Annotated in this window: 28 protein-coding genes; 17 read left to right on the forward strand and 11 right to left on the reverse strand. The window is 30.8% G+C overall.

Translation table 11 applies throughout. The features are described 5' to 3' along the window. Nucleotides 1–47 precede the first annotated feature (47 nt). Nucleotides 48–1,157 carry a 5-(carboxyamino)imidazole ribonucleotide synthase gene (locus HNQ03_RS09095; RefSeq protein ID WP_173779363.1) on the forward strand — a complete coding sequence of 370 codons (1,110 nt, stop codon included), beginning with the start codon at nucleotides 48–50 and terminating at the stop codon, nucleotides 1,155–1,157. 17 nt (nucleotides 1,158–1,174) lie between these two features. Here the strand turns inward: HNQ03_RS09095 and HNQ03_RS09100 are convergent, their stop codons facing one another. Beyond that, nucleotides 1,175–2,083, reverse strand: coding sequence for a DMT family transporter (locus HNQ03_RS09100; protein ID WP_194305175.1), 909 nt, complete (start codon nucleotides 2,081–2,083; stop codon nucleotides 1,175–1,177). Nucleotides 2,084–2,146: 63 nt separating this feature from the next. Here HNQ03_RS09100 and purE point away from each other — a divergent pair, with 63 nt between their 5' ends. Next, nucleotides 2,147–2,650, forward strand: a complete 504-nt coding sequence (gene purE / locus HNQ03_RS09105; protein ID WP_173779364.1) for a 5-(carboxyamino)imidazole ribonucleotide mutase — start codon at nucleotides 2,147–2,149, stop codon at nucleotides 2,648–2,650. Between the two features lie 91 nt (nucleotides 2,651–2,741). Next, nucleotides 2,742–3,095 (forward strand): hypothetical protein, encoded by a 354-nt coding sequence (locus HNQ03_RS09110; RefSeq protein ID WP_173779365.1) that lies wholly within the window; start codon nucleotides 2,742–2,744, stop codon nucleotides 3,093–3,095. A gap of 1 nt (nucleotide 3,096) precedes the next feature. Here HNQ03_RS09110 and HNQ03_RS09115 read toward each other — a convergent pair whose 3' ends face one another. Further along, nucleotides 3,097–3,969 (reverse strand): DUF808 domain-containing protein, encoded by an 873-nt coding sequence (locus tag HNQ03_RS09115; RefSeq protein WP_173779366.1) that lies wholly within the window; start codon nucleotides 3,967–3,969, stop codon nucleotides 3,097–3,099. A gap of 103 nt (nucleotides 3,970–4,072) precedes the next feature. Here HNQ03_RS09115 and HNQ03_RS09120 point away from each other — a divergent pair, with 103 nt between their 5' ends. Continuing rightward, the gene (locus HNQ03_RS09120; RefSeq protein ID WP_173779367.1) at nucleotides 4,073–4,849 is read left to right on the forward strand and encodes a DUF1223 domain-containing protein; all 777 of its coding nucleotides are present in this window, start codon (nucleotides 4,073–4,075) and stop codon (nucleotides 4,847–4,849) included. A 245-nt stretch (nucleotides 4,850–5,094) separates the two neighbouring features. After that, complete coding sequence (gene rlmF, locus HNQ03_RS09125) at nucleotides 5,095–6,003, forward strand: 23S rRNA (adenine(1618)-N(6))-methyltransferase RlmF (RefSeq protein ID WP_173779368.1); 909 nt, start codon at nucleotides 5,095–5,097, stop codon at nucleotides 6,001–6,003. Between the two features lie 199 nt (nucleotides 6,004–6,202). Here rlmF and HNQ03_RS09130 read toward each other — a convergent pair whose 3' ends face one another. The 4 genes from HNQ03_RS09130 to HNQ03_RS09145 all read right to left on the reverse strand — a co-directional run bounded on the left by HNQ03_RS09130 (nucleotide 6,203) and on the right by HNQ03_RS09145 (nucleotide 10,176). Then, a complete protein-coding gene (locus HNQ03_RS09130; RefSeq protein ID WP_173779369.1) occupies nucleotides 6,203–6,841 on the reverse strand; it encodes an alpha/beta hydrolase in 639 nt (212 codons plus the stop codon). A 112-nt stretch (nucleotides 6,842–6,953) separates the two neighbouring features. Beyond that, nucleotides 6,954–7,487, reverse strand: coding sequence for a YciE/YciF ferroxidase family protein (locus HNQ03_RS09135; protein ID WP_173779370.1), 534 nt, complete (start codon nucleotides 7,485–7,487; stop codon nucleotides 6,954–6,956). A 208-nt stretch (nucleotides 7,488–7,695) separates the two neighbouring features. Beyond that, nucleotides 7,696–9,618, reverse strand: a complete 1,923-nt coding sequence (locus HNQ03_RS09140; RefSeq protein ID WP_173779371.1) for a DUF2207 domain-containing protein — start codon at nucleotides 9,616–9,618, stop codon at nucleotides 7,696–7,698. 3 nt (nucleotides 9,619–9,621) lie between these two features. Beyond that, nucleotides 9,622–10,176: a LemA family protein gene (locus HNQ03_RS09145; protein WP_173779372.1), complete on the reverse strand. Its 555-nt coding sequence runs from the start codon at nucleotides 10,174–10,176 to the stop codon at nucleotides 9,622–9,624. Nucleotides 10,177–10,350: 174 nt separating this feature from the next. Here HNQ03_RS09145 and HNQ03_RS09150 point away from each other — a divergent pair, with 174 nt between their 5' ends. Beyond that, nucleotides 10,351–10,767 carry a hypothetical protein gene (locus HNQ03_RS09150; RefSeq protein ID WP_173779373.1) on the forward strand — a complete coding sequence of 139 codons (417 nt, stop codon included), beginning with the start codon at nucleotides 10,351–10,353 and terminating at the stop codon, nucleotides 10,765–10,767. Nucleotides 10,768–10,854: 87 nt separating this feature from the next. On the opposite strand, the gene HNQ03_RS09155 is transcribed toward HNQ03_RS09150, so the two are convergent. The 5 genes from HNQ03_RS09155 to HNQ03_RS09175 all read right to left on the reverse strand — a co-directional run bounded on the left by HNQ03_RS09155 (nucleotide 10,855) and on the right by HNQ03_RS09175 (nucleotide 15,673). Next, entirely contained in the window at nucleotides 10,855–11,607 is a 753-nt protein-coding gene (locus HNQ03_RS09155; RefSeq protein WP_173779374.1) for an acyl-CoA desaturase, read from the reverse strand. A gap of 89 nt (nucleotides 11,608–11,696) precedes the next feature. Then, on the reverse strand, nucleotides 11,697–12,371 hold the full coding sequence (locus tag HNQ03_RS09160; protein ID WP_173779375.1) for a hypothetical protein: 675 nt from the start codon (nucleotides 12,369–12,371) through the stop codon (nucleotides 11,697–11,699). Between the two features lie 26 nt (nucleotides 12,372–12,397). Beyond that, nucleotides 12,398–13,690, reverse strand: a complete 1,293-nt coding sequence (gene tyrS / locus HNQ03_RS09165) for a tyrosine--tRNA ligase (RefSeq protein ID WP_173779376.1) — start codon at nucleotides 13,688–13,690, stop codon at nucleotides 12,398–12,400. 93 nt (nucleotides 13,691–13,783) lie between these two features. Beyond that, a complete protein-coding gene (gene tatC, locus HNQ03_RS09170) occupies nucleotides 13,784–14,626 on the reverse strand; it encodes a twin-arginine translocase subunit TatC (RefSeq protein WP_173779377.1) in 843 nt (280 codons plus the stop codon). 90 nt (nucleotides 14,627–14,716) lie between these two features. After that, nucleotides 14,717–15,673: a KpsF/GutQ family sugar-phosphate isomerase gene (locus HNQ03_RS09175; RefSeq protein WP_173779378.1), complete on the reverse strand. Its 957-nt coding sequence runs from the start codon at nucleotides 15,671–15,673 to the stop codon at nucleotides 14,717–14,719. 102 nt (nucleotides 15,674–15,775) lie between these two features. On the opposite strand from HNQ03_RS09175, the gene recQ reads away from it, so the two are divergent. From recQ to HNQ03_RS09225, 11 genes are all read left to right on the forward strand, one after another. Further along, nucleotides 15,776–17,980, forward strand: coding sequence for a DNA helicase RecQ (gene recQ / locus HNQ03_RS09180; protein ID WP_173779379.1), 2,205 nt, complete (start codon nucleotides 15,776–15,778; stop codon nucleotides 17,978–17,980). An 11-nt stretch (nucleotides 17,981–17,991) separates the two neighbouring features. Continuing rightward, nucleotides 17,992–18,240: a hypothetical protein gene (locus tag HNQ03_RS09185; RefSeq protein ID WP_173779380.1), complete on the forward strand. Its 249-nt coding sequence runs from the start codon at nucleotides 17,992–17,994 to the stop codon at nucleotides 18,238–18,240. Further along, the gene (locus HNQ03_RS09190) at nucleotides 18,228–18,551 is read left to right on the forward strand and encodes a hypothetical protein (protein ID WP_173779381.1); all 324 of its coding nucleotides are present in this window, start codon (nucleotides 18,228–18,230) and stop codon (nucleotides 18,549–18,551) included. Before HNQ03_RS09185 ends, HNQ03_RS09190 begins: the two co-directional genes overlap by 13 nt. 25 nt (nucleotides 18,552–18,576) lie before the next feature. Then, nucleotides 18,577–18,825, forward strand: a complete 249-nt coding sequence (locus HNQ03_RS09195) for a hypothetical protein (protein WP_173779382.1) — start codon at nucleotides 18,577–18,579, stop codon at nucleotides 18,823–18,825. Beyond that, nucleotides 18,813–18,944 (forward strand): hypothetical protein, encoded by a 132-nt coding sequence (locus HNQ03_RS16180; protein WP_262888555.1) that lies wholly within the window; start codon nucleotides 18,813–18,815, stop codon nucleotides 18,942–18,944. Before HNQ03_RS09195 ends, HNQ03_RS16180 begins: the two co-directional genes overlap by 13 nt. Nucleotides 18,945–19,164: 220 nt before the next feature. Further along, nucleotides 19,165–19,410, forward strand: a complete 246-nt coding sequence (locus tag HNQ03_RS09200) for a hypothetical protein (RefSeq protein WP_173779383.1) — start codon at nucleotides 19,165–19,167, stop codon at nucleotides 19,408–19,410. Next, a complete protein-coding gene (locus HNQ03_RS09205) occupies nucleotides 19,395–19,721 on the forward strand; it encodes a hypothetical protein (protein ID WP_173779384.1) in 327 nt (108 codons plus the stop codon). The genes HNQ03_RS09200 and HNQ03_RS09205 overlap by 16 nt, the downstream gene beginning before the upstream one ends. Nucleotides 19,722–19,784: 63 nt before the next feature. Next, nucleotides 19,785–20,861, forward strand: coding sequence for a glycosyltransferase (locus HNQ03_RS09210; protein ID WP_173779385.1), 1,077 nt, complete (start codon nucleotides 19,785–19,787; stop codon nucleotides 20,859–20,861). 86 nt (nucleotides 20,862–20,947) lie between these two features. Beyond that, a complete protein-coding gene (locus HNQ03_RS09215) occupies nucleotides 20,948–21,283 on the forward strand; it encodes a type II toxin-antitoxin system RelE/ParE family toxin (protein ID WP_173779386.1) in 336 nt (111 codons plus the stop codon). Nucleotides 21,284–21,288: 5 nt separating this feature from the next. After that, entirely contained in the window at nucleotides 21,289–21,588 is a 300-nt protein-coding gene (locus tag HNQ03_RS09220; protein WP_173779387.1) for a helix-turn-helix domain-containing protein, read from the forward strand. A gap of 92 nt (nucleotides 21,589–21,680) precedes the next feature. After that, nucleotides 21,681–22,313 (forward strand): hypothetical protein, encoded by a 633-nt coding sequence (locus HNQ03_RS09225; protein WP_173779388.1) that lies wholly within the window; start codon nucleotides 21,681–21,683, stop codon nucleotides 22,311–22,313. Nucleotides 22,314–22,465 lie beyond the last annotated feature (152 nt).

A 22,465-nucleotide genomic window follows, 5' to 3' on the forward strand; every position in this document is an offset into this window, starting at 1 on the left:
AAGTTCTAGCAATTGTATATTATTTTTGAAAATATAAAAATCTACATATGAAAATAGGAATTCTTGGAGGCGGACAGTTAGGCAGAATGTTGATACAAAGCGCATTGAAATATGATGACGAATTCTATACTCTAGATCCCGATGAAAACTGCTCTTGTGCAAATATATCTCATTTCACCAAAGGGAATTTTAAAGATTACGAAACCGTTTTAAATTTTGGGAAAGATAAAGAGGTACTTTCTATTGAAATAGAACACGTGAACGCAGATGCACTTTCTGAGTTAGAAAAAGTGGGTATTAAGGTAATTCCCAATGCAAATATTATTAAAATAATTCAGCAAAAAATATTGCAAAAAGAGTTTTATAAAAATAATAATATTCCTTCACCAAATTTTCAAATTGTTCAAAATAAAGACGAAATTAATTTTCCTTTTCCCTTCGTACAGAAATTAAATACCGGAGGTTATGATGGAAAAGGTGTGCAAATCATCAAAAATGAACAAGATTTAGATCAATTTTGGGATGAACCATCTGTTCTAGAAAAATTGGTAGATATTGACAAAGAACTTTCCATCATTATCGCAAAAAATGAACGCGGCGAAATAAAAACTTTTCCGATTACAGAAATGGTGGCAGATCCTATATTGAATTTGCTCGATTTTAATATTTGCCCGGCAGATATTTCTGTAGAAATTCAAAATGAAGTGGAAAGTATTGCCCACCAATTTATCTCTGCAGCACATTCTTCTGGCTTATTTGCTATTGAATTTTTCTTAGATAAAGCAGGAAAAGTTTGGGTGAATGAAACTGCACCAAGATTGCACAATTCCGGACATCAGTCTCAAGAAGGAAACGCCAATTCTCAATTTGAACAGTATTATAGAACACTTGTAAATGCACCTTTAGCAGATACAGATTCATTTGGGTTTTCTGGAATGCTAAATTTAATTGGTGCAGAAAATTATACTGGAGAAGTATTTTACGAAGGTTTAGATCAGGTGATGAAAATGCCAAAAACTTACATTCATCTCTATGGAAAAAAAACGACAAAACCCGGTCGGAAGATGGGACATATCAATGTTTTAGCAGAAACAAGAGAAGATTTAATAGAAAAATTAATTCTAATAAAATCATTAATAAAAGTTATTTCTATTTAACCAGAATATATAAAAGTTTAAAGTTTTTCATTTTTTGTTTTGTAGTTTGTCACAAAAACACCAGAAATTATCAAAATTGCGGCAATCACAAATTTAATGGTAATCTCTTCATTTAAAATAAGCCATCCTAAAAATATTGCGACAATAGTATTTAGATAAGATAATACTGCAACTTGCGTTGGTAGCAATTTTTGTAGCAAATAATTGAAGCAAAAAAATGCAATGATGGATCCGAAAACTGATAAATAAATTACCGCCAAAATGCTAGTAATATTCCAACTTTGAATGTCAATTTCTGACGAAAACAAAAGCGCAAATATTAGCTGAACTACACCTGCAAATGAAAATTGATAGAAAAGCAACAGAATAATATCTGCATTTTTTTTTAATGTTTTTTTGCTGTAAACCGTACCAATTGACCAACCAGCAACTGCGAGAAAAAGCAACGTGAGACCTTTTTGATAATCTACGTTTTCCATATTTTCTAGTCCATTCCAAAAAACAAAAACGATTCCACAAAATCCCATTAATACACCAATTAGGGATCTTATTTTTATTTTTTTAACGATAAATATTGCACTTAAAATGAAAATTAATATCGGTGAACAAGAAGACACCAATGATGCTAAACTAGAATCTACATATTGTACAGCCACTGTAGTGAGACCATTAGCGGAGATCAACATTAGACCAGAAATCAAGAATTGTTGCATGGTAGTTTTCCAACCGAGCCATCGCAATTTTTTAGAAATTAATAAATATAGTAGCAAAATAAGGCCAGCAAAAAACTGACGAAGTCCGGATACAAACCAAGGTGGAATAGTTTCCACGGCAATTTTAATTCCTAGAAATGTAGTACCCCAAACTATTGCGACCACAAATATTGCAAGTATTAGTTTGATATTTTTAATATCCTTCAATTTCATCGCGCAAAGATATTTGTTTATCTTCTATCTTTAGTATCTTTACAAGGTAAAAAATAGAAATAAATGATTTCAATAATAATGGGCAGCAAAAGCGATCTGCCAATAATGGAGCAAGCCGCAAATTTTTTGAAAGAATTAGAAATTGACTACGAATTGACGGTCATTTCTGCACACAGAACGCCAGAAAGAATGTTTGAATTTGCAAAAAATGCAAAAATTCGTGGTGTAAAAGTGATTATCGCTGGAGCAGGAGGAGCTGCACATTTACCGGGAATGGTGGCAAGTTGCACCACACTACCTGTAGTTGGAGTTCCCATTTTATCTAGCAATTCTATAGATGGTTGGGATTCTATTTTGTCTATATTGCAAATGCCGTCGGGAATTCCTGTGGCAACTGTTGCTCTAAACGGCGGAACAAATGCCGGAATTTTAGCCGCAAAAATCGTTGGTATTTCTAATGAAGAGGTTGCAAAAAAACTAGAACAATATCAACAAAATTTACATTCTAAAGTGATGGATAGCATTGACGATATCAAGAAAGTGCATCCAAATTTCTTTGATCAATAGCCGAAGCCGCAATTATAATTATTATAACATTAGTAATGGAAATAACAAACTTTAATATTTTTTTATTGCTTTTTCTGCAACTATCGCAGCCGTGATTATTTATAAAATAATATCCAAAAAGACTCTTGCAATCACCAGTGAATTTTCAACTGAAAAAGAGCTAAAAGGAAATCTGGAGGATAATATGTTAATAATAGAAAATGCCTTACAGCAAGCAAACTTTAAGAATATAAAATTTGATAATGTTACTAAAATATTTCATGCTAAAGCTAATTTTTCAATTTGGTCTTTTGCTGAAAATATTGAAATTAAAATTGTAGAAAAAGAAAATTCTATTGTACTAAATTTTAAATCCATCTGTGTTTTGCCAACTCAAATTATTGATTATGAAAAAAATAAAACTAATTTCAAAAAATTTGAGAGAGTATTGAAGCTTGCAATATAATTTAAGATTTTACCAAAACAGACTTTATTTTCAAAAATATATTAAACAAAATCACAGCAACAATTCCGCCTAAAAGACCAATCAATAATTCTCTCAAAATACCAGGTAGCGTCTCTAAAAAATGATGGAGAAATTCGATATTGTGGAGGAATATATTTCCAGAAACCGTAAGTAATGCTATTGTTCCCACAATCGTTAATCCTTTTATCACATAAGGAAGCGCATTTATAAGTATGTTTCCAAATTTCGCTTTTAGGCTTTTTTCACTTTTGCTCTTTTTTACCAAATGGTATCCGGCTTCATCCATCCTTACGATTAATGCAACAATACCATAAACTCCAATAGTGGCAATAACTGCAATAAAACTTACCGTTAATATTTGATTTAATAGATCCGTGCTTTCATTGGCATTTAATGCAATGATGATAATTTCTAAAGAAAGTATAAAATCTGTGAAAATTGCATCTTTTACTCTAGTTTTTTCCAACGCCAAAATGTCTGCTTCATTTTCTACCGTTTGAATTTCTTTACTTTTTGGATGTGGAAATATCCATTCATAAATTTTTTCAGCACCTTCGAATGATAGATAAATACCGCCTAAAATTAATAAAATTTTGATCGCAATTGGTAAAAATGCACTCAACAAAAATACTATTGGAAGTATAATTAATTTATTTAAAAGTGAACCTTTCGTAATTGCCCAAAGTACAGGTAATTCTCTACTAGAAGCAAATCCCGAGGCTTTTTCAGCATTTACAGCAAGATCATCTCCCAAAATTCCGGCTGTTTTTTTTGCAGCAACCTTACTCATCATTGCAACATCGTCTAAAAGAACTGCAATATCATCTAAAACTGCGAAAAATCCTGAAGCCATATTTTTTATTTTGATTGTTGCAAAAATAAGGTAAATATTTAATTGTAGTAAATAATAACCAATAATATAAAACTTATTAAATTTAAATGACGTAAATTTTAGTATGAAAAACGCAATATTTGCTTTATTATTTTGTTTCGGATTATTCCAAATGGCTTGTTCTCAAAATTCTAAAACTACCGGAAAGAAAAATGAACCTCTTGCTATAAAACCTTTATCTCAAAATTCTTTCGCAATCGTTCAACTTTTTACTTCGCAAGGTTGCAGTAGTTGTCCACCAGCTGATGAACTTTTAAGAAAACTGAAAGATGAAAATACTGCAAGAAATTTATTTGTTCTATCTTATCACGTAGACTATTGGAACAGATTAGGTTGGAAAGACGTTTTTAGCAAAGAAAAATTTACTAAAAAACAATATAGTTACGAAAATAAGTTTAAATACGGCAGCGTTTACACTCCGCAAGCAGTGGTAAATGGTGCAGAACACACGGTAGGATCTAGCGAACGTGAGGTGAAAAATCTCATCAAAAAATATCAAAATTTGGAGAATAATAATTCTTTAAATATTACTGACTTAAAAATTGATGGTGAAAATATTACTTTTAAATATAAAATTTCTACATCGTTATTAAATCAAAACTTGATGATTGCTTTTGTAAAGAATGAACAAGAAACCTCTGTGAAACGTGGTGAAAACGGAGGTAGAAAACTAATATCTACCAACATTGTTTTAAGTGAAATATCTGAAATATTAGACACTGAAAGTAAATCAGTAAGTGCGAAAATAGAAAAAAACGATATAAAATTTACGGACATTATCTTTTATACGCAAGATAAAAATTTAAATATAAGTGTTGCGAAACAGTTCTCTGACTTTTAAAAATCAATTAAACTTCCATTTTTTCATTATTTTACTTTCACTATTTTTAAATCTAAATATTTAGACTTTTATTATTCGTAAATTTGCCTGCGCTTTGTTCGTCTTTTTTATAATTTTTTCTTGTAAACAAACCTATTACTTAATCTTTATAGTTGATGATGATTTTTGTAGATAGGAAAAAAGAACAATGACGAAATAACAATTTTACAGCGTTGAATAAAGCAATTACAAATAAAAACTAAGAATTGGAAAAAAAAATAAGTAAAGAATCTAACCTTCACGCACGAAATAAAAATAGGAATGGATATGATTTGGATGCTCTTGTACTATTACTACCAGAACTAAAAGATTATATAATTTTAAATAAATATGGATCCAAAACCGTCGATTTCGCCAATCCAAAAGCGGTGAAATTATTAAACAAGGCGCTATTAATTCAAAATTATGATATTCAATTTTGGGAATTTCCTGCAGAAAATCTATGTCCACCAATTCCAGGTAGAGCAGATTATCTGCATTATGTAGCAGATTTATTAAAAGAAAATAATTTTGGTAGAATGCCCAATAAGGGTAATATTACCGCTTTGGATATTGGAACTGGAGCAAGTTGCATTTATCCTATAATAGGTGTTGCCGAATATTCTTGGGATTTTATAGCCACAGATACAGATTCAAAATCTTTAGAATCTGCGGCAAAAATTATAAAAAATAATACAATCTTAGAAGATAAAGTACAATTGCGTTTGCAAGGGAATAGCAATCATATCTTCACAGGAATTTTAGAAAACAACGAAAAAATAGACATCTGTATTTGCAATCCGCCGTTTCATGAAAGCGAAGAAGCCGCAGAAAAGGCAAGCAGACGAAAATTGATCAACCTTTCTACTGAAAAAGTAGAAAATTTTGCCTTAAATTTTTCAGGAAATAGCCAAGAATTAATTTATCCAGGAGGTGAAATTCAATTTATAGAAAATATGATCCGAGAAAGTAAAATTTATGCTAAAAATATAGGTTGGTTTACCACTTTGGTCTCAAAAAATTCTAATTTAAGCAGGATCTACAAATTATTAGACAAGATTTCAGCCACTCAAATTGAGACGATAGACATGGGAACGGGAAATAAACAAACCAGAATTGTAGCTTGGAAATTCTAAGCATGTAGAAAAATTGATGCTGAAAAACTGCTTACAAAAAGTTGTAAATCTCTTGCAGTTAGAAGACAAATTCAAATTATTAATTAAAAAAAAAAGGAACAAAATTTAACTTTACTTAAATTTTGTTCCTTTTTTATTTTATAAAGCTTTAGAATAATGCTTCCTTTTTAAAATTTAGTAAAGAGAATGCCTTTTACCTTTATTTATTAAAAAAATCCATCAAATCTAGATAGTTTTTCTGGTTTACACCATGTCCGCTCACATATTCTCGAAAGGTGAAGTAGCAGCCTAAATGATACAAATAATCTGCAGCTTTTCTTCCCCAATCCAGAGGAATTATGGCATCTTCGGAACCGTGGGAAATGAAAAATTGTAGTTTTTCTAATTTCTTTTTATCTTTAGAGATGTTTTCTAAAATTTTCATTTCAGGATAGCAGCTCATACAAGCTACTTTGGTAAATAAATCTGGATTTTTTAAAGCCAAGGCATAGCTCAAAATTCCACCTTGGCTGAAACCTGCAAGATGCGTTTGATTATCTACCAAACCATATCTATTACTTACTTTCAATATGTTTTCTAAAAGGATATCCAAAGATAGATTGGCTTGCTCTACATTCACACGATTTTCTTCGTCGGCAAGATCTATATCATACCAAGAAAAACCTTCGTATGGAGTATTTCCTGGTGCACGAAAACTTACCACCAACCAATCTTTTGGCAGGGTAGGTTGAAAGGAAAAAAGGTCTTGCTCATTGCTTCCGTAGCCATGAAGTAGGAAAAGAATTGTGGTGCTTGGTGTAATATTTTCTGGTTCTCTTACGAGGTATTGTAATTCCATTTTGCAAAGATAATTTTATTTTTTGTGAGCATCAAGTATAAAAAATTAAATAGTATTACAATAATTTTGTAAATAATAGATAAAAAAAAAACGGCTAATTTGCCGCTTCTATTTATTTTGCTTTAATGTTTATTTCTGATTCTGCTAATTTCGACAGATCTTTGTCGCAGTTTTTTTCTTCGTTGATGGTTTCTTTTAATAATTTATGCACTTCTTTTTCCCCCAATAGTTTTGCGTAAGTTGCTAATGTTCCATAAGATGCAATTTCATAATGCTCTACTTTTTGCGAAGCAGCAATAATTGCTGCATCTCTAATTGCACCAATTTCTGTTTCCTCCATGATGCTTTCTGCTTCTTTCAAAAGTCCATCCATTGCGTCACATTTTTCTGCTTTGGGCTTTTCTCCCATCGCTTCAAAAGCTTTTTCTAATCTTGTAACTTGATTTTTTGTTTCGCCCAAATGCTTTTCTATGCCATCTTGCAATTTTTTAGAACTTGCATTTTTTTTCATTTTTGGCAGATTTTTCACTAGAGCTTTTTCAGCCCAATATAAATCTTTCAAACCATCTACCAGAAAATCTCTTAAATTTTCTGCCGCATCTTTTTTTGGTTGAATTTTCTCCGTTTCTTTCTTTTTGGTAGCCATAATGTTTTATTTTAAGTTAATGATTTACGTATTAATAAGATTTTTAATTATTAGTCTAAAAATTAATGTTTGTTATGTAAAATTATAAGTCTTGTATTTAAATTGCTTTCAAAATTTTTCAAAATATTTTCAATTTTTTTTAAAAAAAAAAGCGGCAATTTAGAATATGCCGCTTTTATTATTTTAGATTCTTTGGATAATGTAGTCGCTACCAACCACCACCACCGCCGCCTCCGCCGCCGCCGCCAGAAAATCCACCACCACCAGAACCACTTCCAGAACTGGATGGTTGTGTAGCAGAACTGGCGATAGATTGTGAGAGTGAAGAATTGAGTGTATTTCCAAAATTCATATTCATAACAGAATTTCCTACAAACCAATTTGTTTGATAATTTTCTTGTCCAATTGCAGAATTTTTAATCATGTTCTGAAATTTTTCGCCCCAAATTTTATCAACACCTAAAACCATTGCGAAAGGCAACATTTTTTCGAAAATTTGTGGTGTCATCTTTGGAGAATTGTGAAATTGCAAAGTTTTTTCTTCCGCAGTTCCTAAGTACATTTTAAAACCTTCTATTAGTGAAAGTGTTTCCAGCTTTTCTATAGATGGTAGCTTAATTAAATATTGGAAAAGAACAAATGAAATAAAACCTAAAACAATGAAAGCATAACTAGCATAAAAGCCTATGTTTTGTAAACTTCTATCATTTTTAGCAGAAATAAATACGATGAACAAAATCATAATGGTAGAAATTATCCAAAACAAAATTCTTGCAGATAGGTATCTTTCGTATGAAACTGAAAATAAAATAGTAAGTATTAATACTGCTATTCCTAAACCAACACCAATTCCTAGAAGTGCATCATTATCTGTGAAATTAAAACTTAAAAAAAGTCCAATGATATAAGCTCCTACAATAATAAGTGCTGGAAGTATTAGTTTTGATGAATTGTTTCCCTTATTCAAAAATTTATCATGCTGGAAACTTAAAGTAACTTTAAAATCATCTACAGCATTTTTGATATCCTCATCAAATTTTCCATCAAATGTTACCCTTTTTTTTCCATTAGAAAATAAATTATTCATCAAGTTAATTTCCTCTTTTGATAAAGTTTGATCTTGCTCTTTTTGTTTCTCTAGAGAATATTCTCTTCCGCCAAATATGCCAAGAATTCTTTTGTCGTCTTCAATAATTTTTAAAAAACCTTGAGTTGCTAAACTGACGATCGCAGCAGATATCATATTTCCGGAATAATATCCTTGCTGTAAATATCCAATAGAAGCGGGAGAAAGATTTTGCGGAGCATTAAATTGTGGGTAAATAGTAGGCTTTTCTGGATCTACACCACACTTTTGCCATTGAAAATAGAAATGAAAAAGCAAGCCCAAACCAGTGAGAATCATCGCAAATAAAACCCCATATTTTTCTATATCCGTTGGTGGAGGTGGAGGCGCAAAAAGTCCTTTTGCAAAACCGACAGCAATTGTCAATCCTTCGTTTGGTTGTAGATTTTTTGCAGACCATTCTATACTACTATCAGAAATTTTATTTACGGTACAATTTGATTCGGAACTTCCATAACTACCAGTATAACATGAGTTTTGTAAAATTTTCGCATTGTCTGGAAATACAACCTTTGCAGAAATTTCATCTACAGCAAAATCCCAAAGATTGCCATTCACATTCCAGTAAAACTCATCATATCCACTAAAAAAGCCAATTTGATTAGAAGATTTGTAGGTGATTTCATATTCATATAATCCTGGGTCTAAGAATATATCTTTATCTCCCACGTAAATTTGAAAATCTGAAGTTGAACTTTCTGTGTGGTATTCCTCTTCTTCGCCGTCTCTTTTTACAGAAATAATATTATATTTAATTTTTTCCTCTTTTCCATTAATGTTTCTATATTTTGGAAGAGAACGAAAAATACCCCTTTTTATAATATTTCCACTTGCATATACTTTTATTTTTTCTATTATGCTTACTTGTGCATTTTTATCTATAGAAATATCTGAATGAAAGGAAAGAATATGCTCATAATTAATTAATTCTGGTGCAGCATCAGTATCTTGAGCAGCTCCAAAGCTAAAAACTAGTAGAAATAGAGTAAAAAAGAAAGTTTTCATTAATTAAAATTTTACTTGCGGTACGTTTCTTTCTGCTTCATTTTCCAATTCAAAAAAGGTAGCTTTAGAAAATTTAAACATATTCGCAATAATGTTGCTTGGGAAAGTGTCTACCAAAATATTATTTTCTCTCACGGTTCCATTGTAATATCTTCTAGATTTTTCTATATCTCCTTCAATATTAGAAAGTTCGGATTGAAGCTGCATGAAATTTGTATTGGCCTTCAAATCTGGGTACTGCTCTGCAACAGCATTTAAATTGACCATTGCTTGGCTCAGGTTTTTTTCTGCAATTTCTTTTTCACCTACAGTATTTGCACCCATTGCTGCAGCTCTTGCTCTCGTTACGCTATCAAAAGTTTCTCTTTCGTGGGTTGCATATCCTTTCACAGTTTCTACAAGATTTGGTATCAAATCGTGGCGTTTTTTAAGCATAACATCTACACTACTAAATGCTTCTTCTACTAGTGTTTTAAGCTTTACAAGTCTATTGTAAATACCAACTCCGTAGAAAAAAATAAGTGCGACAATACCGACAACAATTAAAAAATAGATCATAATTTATAGTTTTTTAGTTAAATATTTTATGCTAAAGATAATGATTAAACAATTAATTTAATATTAATTATATTTAAATGTTACCAAAATGCGTACTACTTTAAAATTAGACAATTATATTGTAGAAAATATATTAAAAAAAACTATATTTGAATACTTAAAATAATTTAGCTCATGAAAAAAGTTTATTTTTTATCCAACAAACTAAAGTTTAGTTTTTTAGCATTAATAATGTTATCTACTTTTGCAATCTTATCTTCTTGTAAAGATGAAGAAACTGATCCTTTCGAAGATGTAACTATTCAATTTAAAGTAGAATCTACAGCAGGAGTAGTATTGAAAGCTGTGGTAACACAAATTGGTGTAGACCAAGCTCAAGAATTTACTTTCACTAGCAATGCCTATAATTCTGTACCAAGAATTGTGAGTACATCTGTTGGCGCTTTGCATTTAGCCGTAACTGCAACTGGAGTAGATGCAGATTCAAAGGTTACAGCAAAAATTATTGTAAACGGACAAGAAAAAGCAATTGATTTGGCACAAGGTGGCGGTTCGCTTACTGCAAAAGCTCAATACAATTTTATAAAATAAATAGATATAAATTTAATTTATTTAAATTTTCTGATAAATTTTAACCATGAAAAAACCGAAACATTTATTTGTTTCGGTTTTTTTTATTTATTTTTCTCTGGTTACAACAGGTCCTGGTTTTAGTTTTATAAGTTTTAATTTATCTAAAACAATCATGATGTAATACGTAACATCTATTTCATGCCATCTTACTCCACCAAAATTAGCTCTTCCGCCAAATTTGTGGTGATTGTTATGGTAACCTTCGCCCATCATCAACCAATCAAATTTTAACAAATTTTTAGAAGTATCAGATACCTTGAAGTTTGTATAACCATAGATATGTGCAAACCAGTTGATGATTACCCCATGTATTGGCGCCATAAATAATGCCATTGGTAAAAATAACCAGTGCCACCAAGCATCTGCAAATATTGCAAAAAATGTGATGTACACTATTGCCCAGCCAATTCTGCTTACCCAAGAGCTAGCAAACTTATCAAAGGATTTCCATTGAGGCACATTTTTAGTAAATTTTTCTTCTACTTCAATCTTTTCATTATTGATATCTGCGTAGATGTTTTTTGTACGCCACATCATTGCGAATAAATTTGGGTCATATTTCGGAGAATGCGGATCTAGTTCTGTATCTGCAAATGCATGGTGCATTCTGTGCATTACGCCATATCCGTATGCAGAAAGATAATTAGAACCTTGCGTAATCCACGTTAAAATAAAACACAACTTTTCGCCAAATTTAGACATGTAGTAGGTTTGATGTGCAGCATATCGATGCAAGAAAAAAGTTTGAAAAAATAAACCGGAGTACCAGAGAACGATGATGAAAATAATAATAGTCATATATTTTGAAAGATTTTAATCAAATTTACGAAATATAGAATGGTATAGTTCTAAATTTAGCATCGATTTGTATGTAAAGCATTGATTTTTTAATATTTAAAATGGAGAAATGGAAAGAAATAGTATCCTCGAACGATCCAAAAAACAAGAAAGAAAATACCCGCGAAAAACAAAATATTGCCGTGCAAAACATCTCGTTTTGTAAATTTAGAAATTGTTTCTCCGTTTGGTAAATTTTTCTTAGCAACTTTAATGTAATACCCAATGAAAATAGCGAAAAATCCACCAAAGAAAGCTATAATGTAAAAAAGTATAAGCCAGATCGTTTTAATACCCGAAACGTTTTTCAAGTTTTCAACTCTATTTTTTAATTTTTTATCATCAGTAATTTCTTCTGAAAAAGCATTTTTTTCTTTTAATAATCTTTTCGCAAGCAGATAATCAAAAGCATTCCACTCATCTCGTGCAGAAGTTATTTTTTGTAAATCTTCGATGGAATAATCTAATAAATAATAATCTTTCGGAATATTTTCTAATTGCATTTCTACATCTTTTTCTTCCAAAGAATAAATTTTCTCAAAATTTTCTGCTGCTATTTTTACGCTGTACTCTTTGTTAAAACTATTGTAGGCAAAAGACGGATCAAACCTTTGGGAGTGATTCTCTACAATGAATGGAATATCTTGGTTTTCTAAAAATTTTTTAAAAAAAGTAAGACTTTCATCATCATGAAATGTACGAAAAGTAATAAATTCAGAGTTCATAAAACTATTTACGCTATTTTCAAAAATTAGATTGCTTTCAAGATGAAATAATTTTTCTTCCCTTTCTGCAGAAGCAAAAATTTACCGTCTATTAAATCTTTTTCATTTGCTGTAAATTCTTCGGTCACTTTTTCTTTATTTATAGAAATAGAATTTCCTGCAAGCTCTCTTCTAGCTTCACCATTGGATTTTAGAAATTCACTTTTTGTTAATAAATCAACAATATTTGCATCGATTATCTCAGATTTTGGTAGTTCTTTTTGAGGTACGCCGCCAAAAATTTCTAGAAAAGTTTCTTCGTCCAAACTTACCAAATCTTCTGCTGTAGATTTTCCAAATAAAATTCCAGAGGCTTTTACTGCTTTTTCAAATTCTTCTTCATTATGAACCCAAATCGTAACTTCTTTAGCTAAAGTTTTTTGCAACAAACGTTCGTGTGGAGCTTCTTGATGTTTTATAATTAAATCTTCTATCGTTTCTTTTGATAAAAAAGTATAAAATTTAATAAATCTTTCGGCATCAGAATCTGTAGCATTCAACCAAAATTGGTAAAATTTATAAGGCGAAGTTTTCTTTTTATCTAACCAATAATTTTCACCTGCTTCACTTTTCCCAAATTTAGATCCGTCTGCTTTTGTAATTAAAGGTACCGTTAAAGCAAAAGCTTCTCCGCGTGCTTTTCTACGAACTAACTCTGTACCAGTCGTGATATTTCCCCATTGATCAGAACCGCCCATTTGCAATTTCACACCTTCGTTTTGGTATAAGTGCAGAAAATCATAACCTTGCATCAATTGGTAGGTGAATTCAGTAAAACTCATACCTTCGGCACCATCTTCACCGGTCAATCTTCTTTTCACAGAATCTTTTGCCATCATGTAATTTACGGTCAAATGTTTTCCAATATCTCTAGCAAAATCGAGGAAAGAGATGTCTTTCATCCAATCGTAATTGTTTACTAGTTTTGCTGTATTTTCTTCATTTCCTTCAAATTTTAGGAAGTGCGAGAGTTGGTTTTTGATACAATCTACATAATGATTTAAGGTTGCTTCATCCAAAAGGTTTCTTTCTGCAGCTTTACCAGAAGGATCTCCAATCATACCTGTTGCACCACCAACCAAAGCAATTGGTTTGTGACCATGCTGTTGAAAGTGCGCTAGAATTTTTATTTGAATTAAACTTCCGATATGCAAAGAATCTGCTGTAGGATCAAAACCAATATATGCTGTCGTAGTTTCTTTATTGAGTTGATCTTCCGTTCCTGGCATCATATCCGAAAATAATCCGCGCCATTTTAGTTCTTCTACAAATGAGTTCATTTTTAAATAATTTGCAGCAAAGATAATGAAATTGGGTTAAAAATTCGGTAGAAGAATTTTTAAAAATAGATGAATTTAAAAAGCTAATTTAATTTACTGATTCGCAGATTTTTGAAGGGAAGCATTTAATAAAGCTTCTTCTTTTAGCAATCTTTTGTAAACTCTTCCGCTCATAAATAAACTAAATTCATAAAGTAAAAGCAAGGGAATAGCTGCGGCAAACATACTGAACACATCTGCTGGAGTTATTAATGCTGCTACAACCAAAATTACAATAGTAGCATGTTTTCTATATGTCTTTAAAAACATTGGCGTTATAATTCCTATTCCCGTAAGGAAATAAACTATTATGGGGAAGAGAAATATCAAGCCCATACCCAATACAACTTGTAGAAAAAGGGCGGAATAATCTGTAAGATCAAATAATTGCGTGATGGATGAAGAAATATTAAAAACCAATCCGAAATTTATGGCCAATGGTAATATTAAAAAGTAACCACACATTACTCCCATCATAAATAAAATCCAAACAAAATTGATGACAAAAACAGAGTTTTTTCTCTCTCTTGGATGTAGTGCTGGTCTTATGAAACGCCACAGTTCCCAAATTAAATATGGAAAAGCAAGCACCATTCCACCAAAAATGGATACGGACATCATTACATTAAATTGTTCTAGCAACTTTTTTTGTTGTACTGCAAAAGTGCCTGGAAGATTAATGCTATTTTCACCAGTTAATTCCCTAGAAAAAAAATTAATAGTACGAAAAGTAATGAAATCTTGCCTCGTGGGACCAAAAAAAATGTGATCCATTATAAAGTTAATATTAAAACCAATTACAAGTGAACCTACAAATATCGCTATTGCAGCTCTCACCAAATGACCTCTTAATTCTCCAATATGCCCAAGAAAGGACATTTCTTTTTCTTCGCTCACTTTATTTTATAAGGATTAGGATGAAACATCTATTATTTTGCAAAATTAATCAATATAATTTTCTAAACTACTTTTTGTTCGATATGTTTTTTAATTAATTCCTTCGTCCAACAACCTATGAATATCTATAATTCCAAAATAGGTAGAATTTACTGTAACGATTAATTGTCCAATATTTTTTTGCTTTAAAATTTGCATCGCTTCTTTTGCGAGTGCATCTTTCTCAATGGTTTTTGGCGAAGTACTCATGATATCTTTTGCGGTAATTTTTGAAATATCGTCTGTTTTTGAAAGCATTCTTCTCAAATCTCCATCTGTAATAATCCCGATAACTTTATTGTTTTCTGTAACAGCAGTTACACCATGTCTAGAACTGGAAATAGAAAAAATAACTTCCTTTATGCTTGAATTTTCTAGTACAGAAGGTTTTTGGTCTGAAACAAATTGAGAAACGGATGCAAGATTTTTACCTATATTTCCACCAGGATGAAATTTTGCAAAATCTTTATCTTTAAATCCATTAATGTCCATCAAGCAGACAGCCAAAGCATCTCCCAAAGCCATTTGCACAGTTGTAGAACTTGTTGGCGCCAATTTTATCGGGCAGGCTTCCTTTTCTACAGAACTATCCAAAACGATATTGGCACTTTGGGCTAATTTGCTTTCAAGATTTCCCGTCATTGCTATCAATGCGGACGAGTAAGATTTTAAATAGGGTAGTAGCATCACAATTTCTGGCGAATTTCCAGAATTACTGATGCACAAAACAACATCTTGCTTTTGGATGACACCTAAATCTCCGTGAATCGCTTCTGCAGCATGTAAAAATTGAGATGGCGTACCTGTGGAATTTAAGGTTGCAACTATTTTATTTGCAACATGAGCAGATTTTCCTATACCTACAATTATTAATTTACCTTTTGCTTCGTTTATTACGGATACAGCTTTCGCAAAATTATCGTTTAATCTGTTTTTAAGATTTTCCAGAGATTCTATTTCTATTTCAATAGAATTTTTTGCTAGAGAAAGAATGGTAGAATTTTTCAAGTTAAGTATTTTTTTTTTAAATTAGCTACAAAGCCATTTTATAATGTTTAATAATAATTTTATAACTTTGGAATAAGATGCAAATTTAGCAAACAATTTTAGATGGATACAAAAAGCATAGATTTAAAAAAAGAATTAAAGAAATATTTTGGGTTTTCAAAATTTAAAGGAAACCAAGAGTCAGTAATAAAATCCTTGATGGATGGGCAAGATGTTTTCGTTTTGATGCCAACAGGAGGTGGGAAATCTCTCTGTTATCAACTTCCTGCATTAATTTTGGAAGGCACAGCGATCGTAGTTTCTCCGTTGATTGCTTTGATGAAAAACCAAGTGGATGCAGTAAATGGACTTTCTAATGTAGAAGGTATTGCACACGTTCTCAACTCTTCTCTCAACAAAGGACAAACGAAAATGGTGATGGATGATATTACGAACGGCATTACCAAATTACTTTACGTAGCACCAGAATCTTTGGTGAAGGAAGAATATATGGAGTTTTTAAGAAATGTAAAAATTTCTTTCGTAGCAATAGACGAAGCGCACTGTATTTCTGAATGGGGACATGATTTTCGTCCAGAATATAGAAATTTGAAATCTATTATTGATAAAATTGCAGATGTTCCTGTTGCTGCACTTACCGCAACTGCTACCCCAAAAGTACAAGACGACATCCAAAAAACTTTGGGGATGAACAATGCTGTCGTTTTTAAAGAAAGCTTCAACAGGGCTAATTTATTCTATGAAATTCGTCCAAAAATAAATATTGATAAAGAAATTGTGAAATTTATCAATAATCATAAAGGCAAATCTGGTATCGTATATTGTTTAAGCAGAAGAAAAGTAGAAGAATTTTCTCAAATTTTGCAAGTAAATGGCATCGACGCTCTTCCTTACCATGCAGGTTTGGACCAAAAGACGAGAGTTGCCAATCAAGATAAATTTTTGATGGAAGATTGTGACATCATCGTTGCAACCATAGCATTTGGTATGGGAATAGACAAACCAGATGTGCGGTTTGTAATCCATTATGATTTTCCAAAATCATTAGAAAGCTATTACCAAGAAACTGGGCGAGCTGGTAGAGATGGAGGAGAAGGAATTTGCCTAGCATTTTATGATCCAAAAGATATAGAAAAATTAGAAAAATTTCTGGCACAAAAAGCAGTATCAGAAAGAGAAATTGGTCTGCAATTGCTAAATGAAGTAGTCGGTTATGCAGAAACTTCTATGAGCAGACGACAATATATCTTAAATTATTTTGGGGAAGAATTTGATCCTGTAAAAGGAGAAGGTGCAAAAATGTGCGACAATTCCCTCAATCCACCAACTTTGTTAGACGCGACGAAAGATTTAAAAGTTGTGCTAAATATGGTAATGAAATTAGACGAAAAATTTAAAACCAAAGATCTAATCAATGTTTTGGTTGGTAAAGAAAGTGCAGTCACCAAGGCATACAAATTAGAAACTTCAGAGTTTTTCAATATTGGAAAAGCGGAATCAGAAAATTATTGGAAAAGTATTATCCGTCAAGCTACAGTGCAAGGTTTCCTTACGAAAGATATAGAAACATATGGCGTTTTAAAAATTTCTGAAAAGGCTGAAATAGTAATTAGTGGAAAATTTAAAGAATCTTTTTTAATAGCTCAAGATAAAGAATATGACTTAGAACAATTAAAATTTGCTTCTGATAATGCTCAAAATAGTGCATCGGGAGTTTTAGACGAAGTACTTTTTGCTCATTTGAAAAAAATACAAAAGAAAGTCGGAGAAAAGCATGGAGTACCACCATATACGGTTTTTATGGAACCAAGTCTGGAAGATATGACTATACAATATCCTATAACTATTGAGGAATTAACAAATGTATACGGTGTTGGTGAAAACAAAGCGAAAAAATTCGGTAAAGATTTTGTTGATTTTATAAAGAAATATGTAGAAGAAAATAATATCGAACGTTCTCAAAATAGCGTGATGAGAACCGTTGCAAACAAAAGCAATCACAAGGTTTTCATTATACAAAATACAGATAAGAAAATTGATTTACAAGATATTGCAAAAGCCAAAAATCTTACGATGGATGAACTTTTGAAAGAGATGGAAAGTATTGTATATCAAGGTACTAAGTTAAATATCAACTATTATATAGATGAAAATTTTGATGAAGATTTGGTAGAAGAGTTTATGGATTTTATGAAAGATTCTGAAACCGATTCTATGAAATTGCTTTTAGATGAATTTGGGCAAGATTTAAGCGATGTAGAAGTAAGAATGCTACGCGTGAAATTTATTTCAGATGTTGCCAATTAAATTTGAGTGATATGAAAAATCCGATTTTAGAATATAGAAAAGAACTGATCAATTGGGTGAATAATCTCGATGATTTGGAAATTTTATCTGAATTATTAGCATTGAAAGGTAAAGACAAATCGATTCCATTAGTTTCAGAACCACAAGAAGAATATGCTGTTGCAGATGATTTTGATGAAAGATTTGCGAAGGGAATGACAGGTGAAGAATTTCGTGAAAAAATTATTGAACATATTGATTCTTTACCTTGGGAAAGGTAATTATTTATTCAGATTTAGCATTGCTAACCTTAAATGAATTGGTTGATGAACTTTATGACAAAGAGTATTTTGGTTTCAAAGAATCTGCAGTGGATTACACCATGAAAATTGTTGATTTTATTGAAGCAAGAATTGATAATCCAAATATTAAATTATCAAAAAATAAATATAAAAAATACGGCAGAAAATATCTAAAATATAAAGCCAACCAAAGAACAACTTGGTATATTTTCTTTGATGATAAAGATGGAAAATTTTTGGTAAATTACATTATTAATAATCACTCGCACACTTTTTCAGAATTACTTTAATTTGAAAATTTTAAATTTTAAAACAATGAAAAACTCAATGATAGAAGTTAAAAAAAAGTTGATCGAGTGGATAGAAAATCTGGACGATTTAGAAATTGTTGCAGAACTTATAGAATTAAAAAATAAAAGCAACCAGCCATTGCTAGTTGAAGAATCTCAAGCAGAATATGCCATTGCAGATGATTTTGATGAAAGATTTGCGAAGGGATATACAATGGAAGAATCTAGGAAAAGAACAAGAGAATTTATATCAAACTTGCCTTGGAAGAAATAATCATTTTTACAGAACAATTTCATCAATCTATGGAAGAATTGGTAGAAGTGTTATTTAAAAATGAATATTTTGGTTTTGAAAAAGACAGTCAAAACTATGGAAACAAAATTTACAATTAATTTGAAGAAAATATTGAAAAACCAATTGTTAGAGTAAATAAAGAACTAAAATTCAGAAGATACGGCAGAAAATATCTAAAATATAAAGCCAACCAAAGAACAACTTGGTATATTTTCTTTGATGATAAAGATGGAAAAATTTTGGTAAATTACATTATTAATAATCACTCGCACACTTTTTCAGAATTACTTTAATTTGAAAATTTTAAATTTTAAAACAATGAAAAACTCAATGATAGAAGTTAAAAATAAGTTGATCGAGTGGATAGAAAATCTCGATGATTTAGACATTATTTCAGAACTTGTAGAATTAAAAAATAAAAGCAACCAGCCATTGCTAGTTGAAGAATCTCAAGCAGAATATGCCATTGCAGATGATTTTGATGAAAGATTTGCCAAAAGTTATAGTCTAAAAGATTCAAGAAAACAATCCAAAGAAAAAGTGCGAGAATGGTGGGGAAAATAACCTTCACTTCTAGATTTATACAGCAACTAGATTATCTTCAACAAGCGTTATATCAAGAGAAATATTTTTCTTCTATCGAAAATGTGGATGTTTATATTGATAAAATCTACGATTATATTGAAGAAAACATTGAAAAACCAACTGTTAGGAAAAACAACCAAGCGAAATTTAAAAAACACGGCAAAAAATATCTAAAATATAAAGCCAACCAAAGAACAACGTGGTATATTTTCTTCGATGATAAAGATGGAAAATTTTTGGTAAATTACATTATTAATAATCACTCGCACACTTTTTCAGAATTACTCTAAATTTCACGCTTACTTTGTCAAAGTTGTAATCTTTGACAAAGTTTAATATTCAAAATACATACTTTGCAAAAGAAAATATCCATCATATTTATACTTCCAGATCTAGAAACAGGTGGTGCAGAAAGAATTGTAACCACAATTGCCAATCATCTTCCGCGAGAAAAATTTAACGTAAAATTGATGCTGCTTCGTAAAGAAGGTGGTTATTTAGATTTTTTGAAAGATGACGTAGAAGTCATAGATTTAAAAACACCACGCATTCGCAATTCACTTTTTCCTATTTTAAAACAGATTAGCAAAAGAAAACCCGACTTGGTGTTTAGTGGTTTTGGCGAAGTGAATGCTTATCTGGCTTTTTTCATCAAATTTTTCTCTAAAACTAAATTTATTGCCAGAGAAACCAACGTAGTTTCTCAGCACGTTACAAGAAAAGAAATTCGTTTTTTCTATAAATTTTACAATAATTATCACAAAATTATTTGCCAAAGTGATGATATGAAAAATGATTTGCTCGCAAATTTCAATTTACAACCAGAGAAATTGATCAAAATTAACAATCCGGTAGATTTTGAATTTATCAATTCTAAATTAGTAAATGCAGTAAAACCAAGTGTTTATTTAAATGATTTCAAAAATGTGGTTGCCATCGGAAATCTATCTGCTAGAAAAGGTTTTGACAATTTGTTGAAAGTTTTTTCTCATTTAAAAGACGAAAAAATACAACTTCACATTTTGGGCGATGGTAAAGACAAAGAACTTTTGCATCAAATGAAATTGGATTTGAACTTAGAACACGTACATTTTCACGGGCAGCAAAAAAATCCTTATCCTTATTTAAAATTCGCAGATTTGTTCATCCTTTCTTCCCGTTATGAAGGTTTCCCGAATGTTTTGCTAGAAGCTGGAGCTTGCGGAACTTACGCTCTAGCCAACAATTGTCCAGGTGGAATTTCCGAAATTATCCAGCCAAAAATCAATGGCGAAATAGCAGATATAGAAAATCATGAAGCATTTGCTTCAAAAATTATTGAGATTTTGCAAGGTGATTTTAATAAAGAGAAAATTAAAAATTCTATTCAATCTCGGTTTTCTAAAGAAATGATTTTGGGGAAGTATGAAGAGGTTTTGGGGAGTTTTTAAATTTTTGAATTCAACTTGAATACAAAATTTACCCTTTTAAATATTAAAAACTTGCAAGAAGTTATCTTTTGAATTAACTTTGTGAAATGAAAAGGCAGATTGAATTTTACGAGCATTACTTTTTGGAATTTTATAATTCCTTAGATGGCAAAGTGAAAGCAAAGTTTCAATATGTTTTGGATTTAATAAGGCAAATTGAAAAAGTTCCTGAAAAATTTTTAAAAAATTTCAGCGGTGTAGATGGTTTGTACGAAATTCGGATTGAATACCAATCTAATATATACAGAATTTTTTGTTGTTTTGACAAAGGGAATTTGGTGATTTTATTTAATGCTTTTCAAAAAAAATCCCAAAAAACGCCAAAGAAAGAAATTGATAAAGCAATAAAATTAATGGAAGAATATTTTTTAAACAAACAATAAATTACATGGAAAAATATAAAAACATATCTAATTTTGAACAACTACTGGAAGTAGAACATGGCAAAATGGGCACAGAAAGTAGAGTGCAGTATGAAGAAAATTCTCAAAAATTCATCATTAGCGAAATGTTGAAAGAAGCAAGAAAAGAAGCAAATATGACGCAAGAGCAACTTGCAGAAAAAACTGGTACAAAAAAAAGTTACATTTCAAAAATTGAAAATGGAAAAGGTAACATTCAACTTTCTACACTTTTCCGCCTTTTTGAAGTTGGTTTAAATCGTAAAATTGGATTGACTTTTTTGTAAAAATTTCTATACAATCTCGGTTTTCTAAAGAAATGATTTTGGGGAGGTATCAAAAGGTTTTGGGAATATTATCAACATAAATAATTTCGATAATGAAAAATATTTTATTTCTAATATTAATTTTGTCTTGTCAAAAAAATATTGAGACAGATAGAAATATTGAACACTCGGTAGAAAATGTTGATGTACAAAATAATTTTGATAATTGGCAAAAAGGTTTTGAATTAACTCATAATATTGATATAGATACAATTTGGAATAAACCTGTCAGATTTTATTTAGAAAATAAAAATTGTAATCCAACAGCAAAAGATTTTTATTTCGGAAAATATAGACCATATGACGAGCCAAAAACTGCGGAACTGCTGGCTTTAATTACAACAGATGATGATAATTTACGGCCTTTTTACCGTTGGATTTTAAATAAAACAATACTTATCCAAGATGGTGCTTTGGGTGAATATACAGGTGTTCCGGCAAGAAAATATGCTGAGAAATATCCAACAGAGTTTTTCGAATATATGGATTACGATAAATCTGGAGATAAATATTTAGATTGGACTAATTCTATATCATACAGTGGAATGTATGATTTGGATGATTATAAAAATTCAAAAAAAATGCGAAAATATTTATCCAGTAAAATGAAATCCAATTGCAAAAACTGCGATGACAAAATGAAACCTAGAATTGAAAAATTTGCCAATGATTGTTTCCCAGATTAATTGTTGAAATAGCTTAAATTTCCAAACAAAATCTCATAGCCCTGATTGCAGCGGCATCCTTTTTTGCTTACCCTACTTTTTCTGTTAAAAATGAATTTTCAAGCAAAAAAGATATAGCGTAAAGCAGGTTCTCGGCTCCAAAATATGCAACA

This window comes from Frigoriflavimonas asaccharolytica (assembly GCF_013294015.1).
GTDB lineage: Bacteria > Bacteroidota > Bacteroidia > Flavobacteriales > Weeksellaceae > Frigoriflavimonas > Frigoriflavimonas asaccharolytica.

What these genes read in the sequence shown, in the direction of transcription:
- HNQ03_RS09095 (WP_173779363.1), top strand. Translation starts at nt 48, where the DNA reads ATGAAAATAGGAATTCTTGGAGGCGGACAGTTAGGCAGAATGTTGATA.
- HNQ03_RS09100 (WP_194305175.1), bottom strand. Translation starts at nt 2,083, where the DNA reads ATGAAATTGAAGGATATTAAAAATATCAAACTAATACTTGCAATATTT.
- purE (WP_173779364.1), top strand. Translation starts at nt 2,147, where the DNA reads ATGATTTCAATAATAATGGGCAGCAAAAGCGATCTGCCAATAATGGAG.
- HNQ03_RS09115 (WP_173779366.1), bottom strand. Translation starts at nt 3,969, where the DNA reads ATGGCTTCAGGATTTTTCGCAGTTTTAGATGATATTGCAGTTCTTTTA.
- HNQ03_RS09120 (WP_173779367.1), top strand. Translation starts at nt 4,073, where the DNA reads ATGAAAAACGCAATATTTGCTTTATTATTTTGTTTCGGATTATTCCAA.
- HNQ03_RS09130 (WP_173779369.1), bottom strand. Translation starts at nt 6,841, where the DNA reads ATGGAATTACAATACCTCGTAAGAGAACCAGAAAATATTACACCAAGC.
- HNQ03_RS09135 (WP_173779370.1), bottom strand. Translation starts at nt 7,487, where the DNA reads ATGGCTACCAAAAAGAAAGAAACGGAGAAAATTCAACCAAAAAAAGAT.
- HNQ03_RS09140 (WP_173779371.1), bottom strand. Translation starts at nt 9,618, where the DNA reads ATGAAAACTTTCTTTTTTACTCTATTTCTACTAGTTTTTAGCTTTGGA.
- HNQ03_RS09145 (WP_173779372.1), bottom strand. Translation starts at nt 10,176, where the DNA reads ATGATCTATTTTTTAATTGTTGTCGGTATTGTCGCACTTATTTTTTTC.
- HNQ03_RS09150 (WP_173779373.1), top strand. Translation starts at nt 10,351, where the DNA reads ATGAAAAAAGTTTATTTTTTATCCAACAAACTAAAGTTTAGTTTTTTA.
- HNQ03_RS09155 (WP_173779374.1), bottom strand. Translation starts at nt 11,607, where the DNA reads ATGACTATTATTATTTTCATCATCGTTCTCTGGTACTCCGGTTTATTT.
- HNQ03_RS09160 (WP_173779375.1), bottom strand. Translation starts at nt 12,371, where the DNA reads ATGAACTCTGAATTTATTACTTTTCGTACATTTCATGATGATGAAAGT.
- tyrS (WP_173779376.1), bottom strand. Translation starts at nt 13,690, where the DNA reads ATGAACTCATTTGTAGAAGAACTAAAATGGCGCGGATTATTTTCGGAT.
- recQ (WP_173779379.1), top strand. Translation starts at nt 15,776, where the DNA reads ATGGATACAAAAAGCATAGATTTAAAAAAAGAATTAAAGAAATATTTT.
- HNQ03_RS09185 (WP_173779380.1), top strand. Translation starts at nt 17,992, where the DNA reads ATGAAAAATCCGATTTTAGAATATAGAAAAGAACTGATCAATTGGGTG.
- HNQ03_RS09195 (WP_173779382.1), top strand. Translation starts at nt 18,577, where the DNA reads ATGAAAAACTCAATGATAGAAGTTAAAAAAAAGTTGATCGAGTGGATA.
- HNQ03_RS09200 (WP_173779383.1), top strand. Translation starts at nt 19,165, where the DNA reads ATGAAAAACTCAATGATAGAAGTTAAAAATAAGTTGATCGAGTGGATA.
- HNQ03_RS09205 (WP_173779384.1), top strand. Translation starts at nt 19,395, where the DNA reads ATGGTGGGGAAAATAACCTTCACTTCTAGATTTATACAGCAACTAGAT.
- HNQ03_RS09215 (WP_173779386.1), top strand. Translation starts at nt 20,948, where the DNA reads ATGAAAAGGCAGATTGAATTTTACGAGCATTACTTTTTGGAATTTTAT.
- HNQ03_RS09220 (WP_173779387.1), top strand. Translation starts at nt 21,289, where the DNA reads ATGGAAAAATATAAAAACATATCTAATTTTGAACAACTACTGGAAGTA.
- HNQ03_RS09225 (WP_173779388.1), top strand. Translation starts at nt 21,681, where the DNA reads ATGAAAAATATTTTATTTCTAATATTAATTTTGTCTTGTCAAAAAAAT.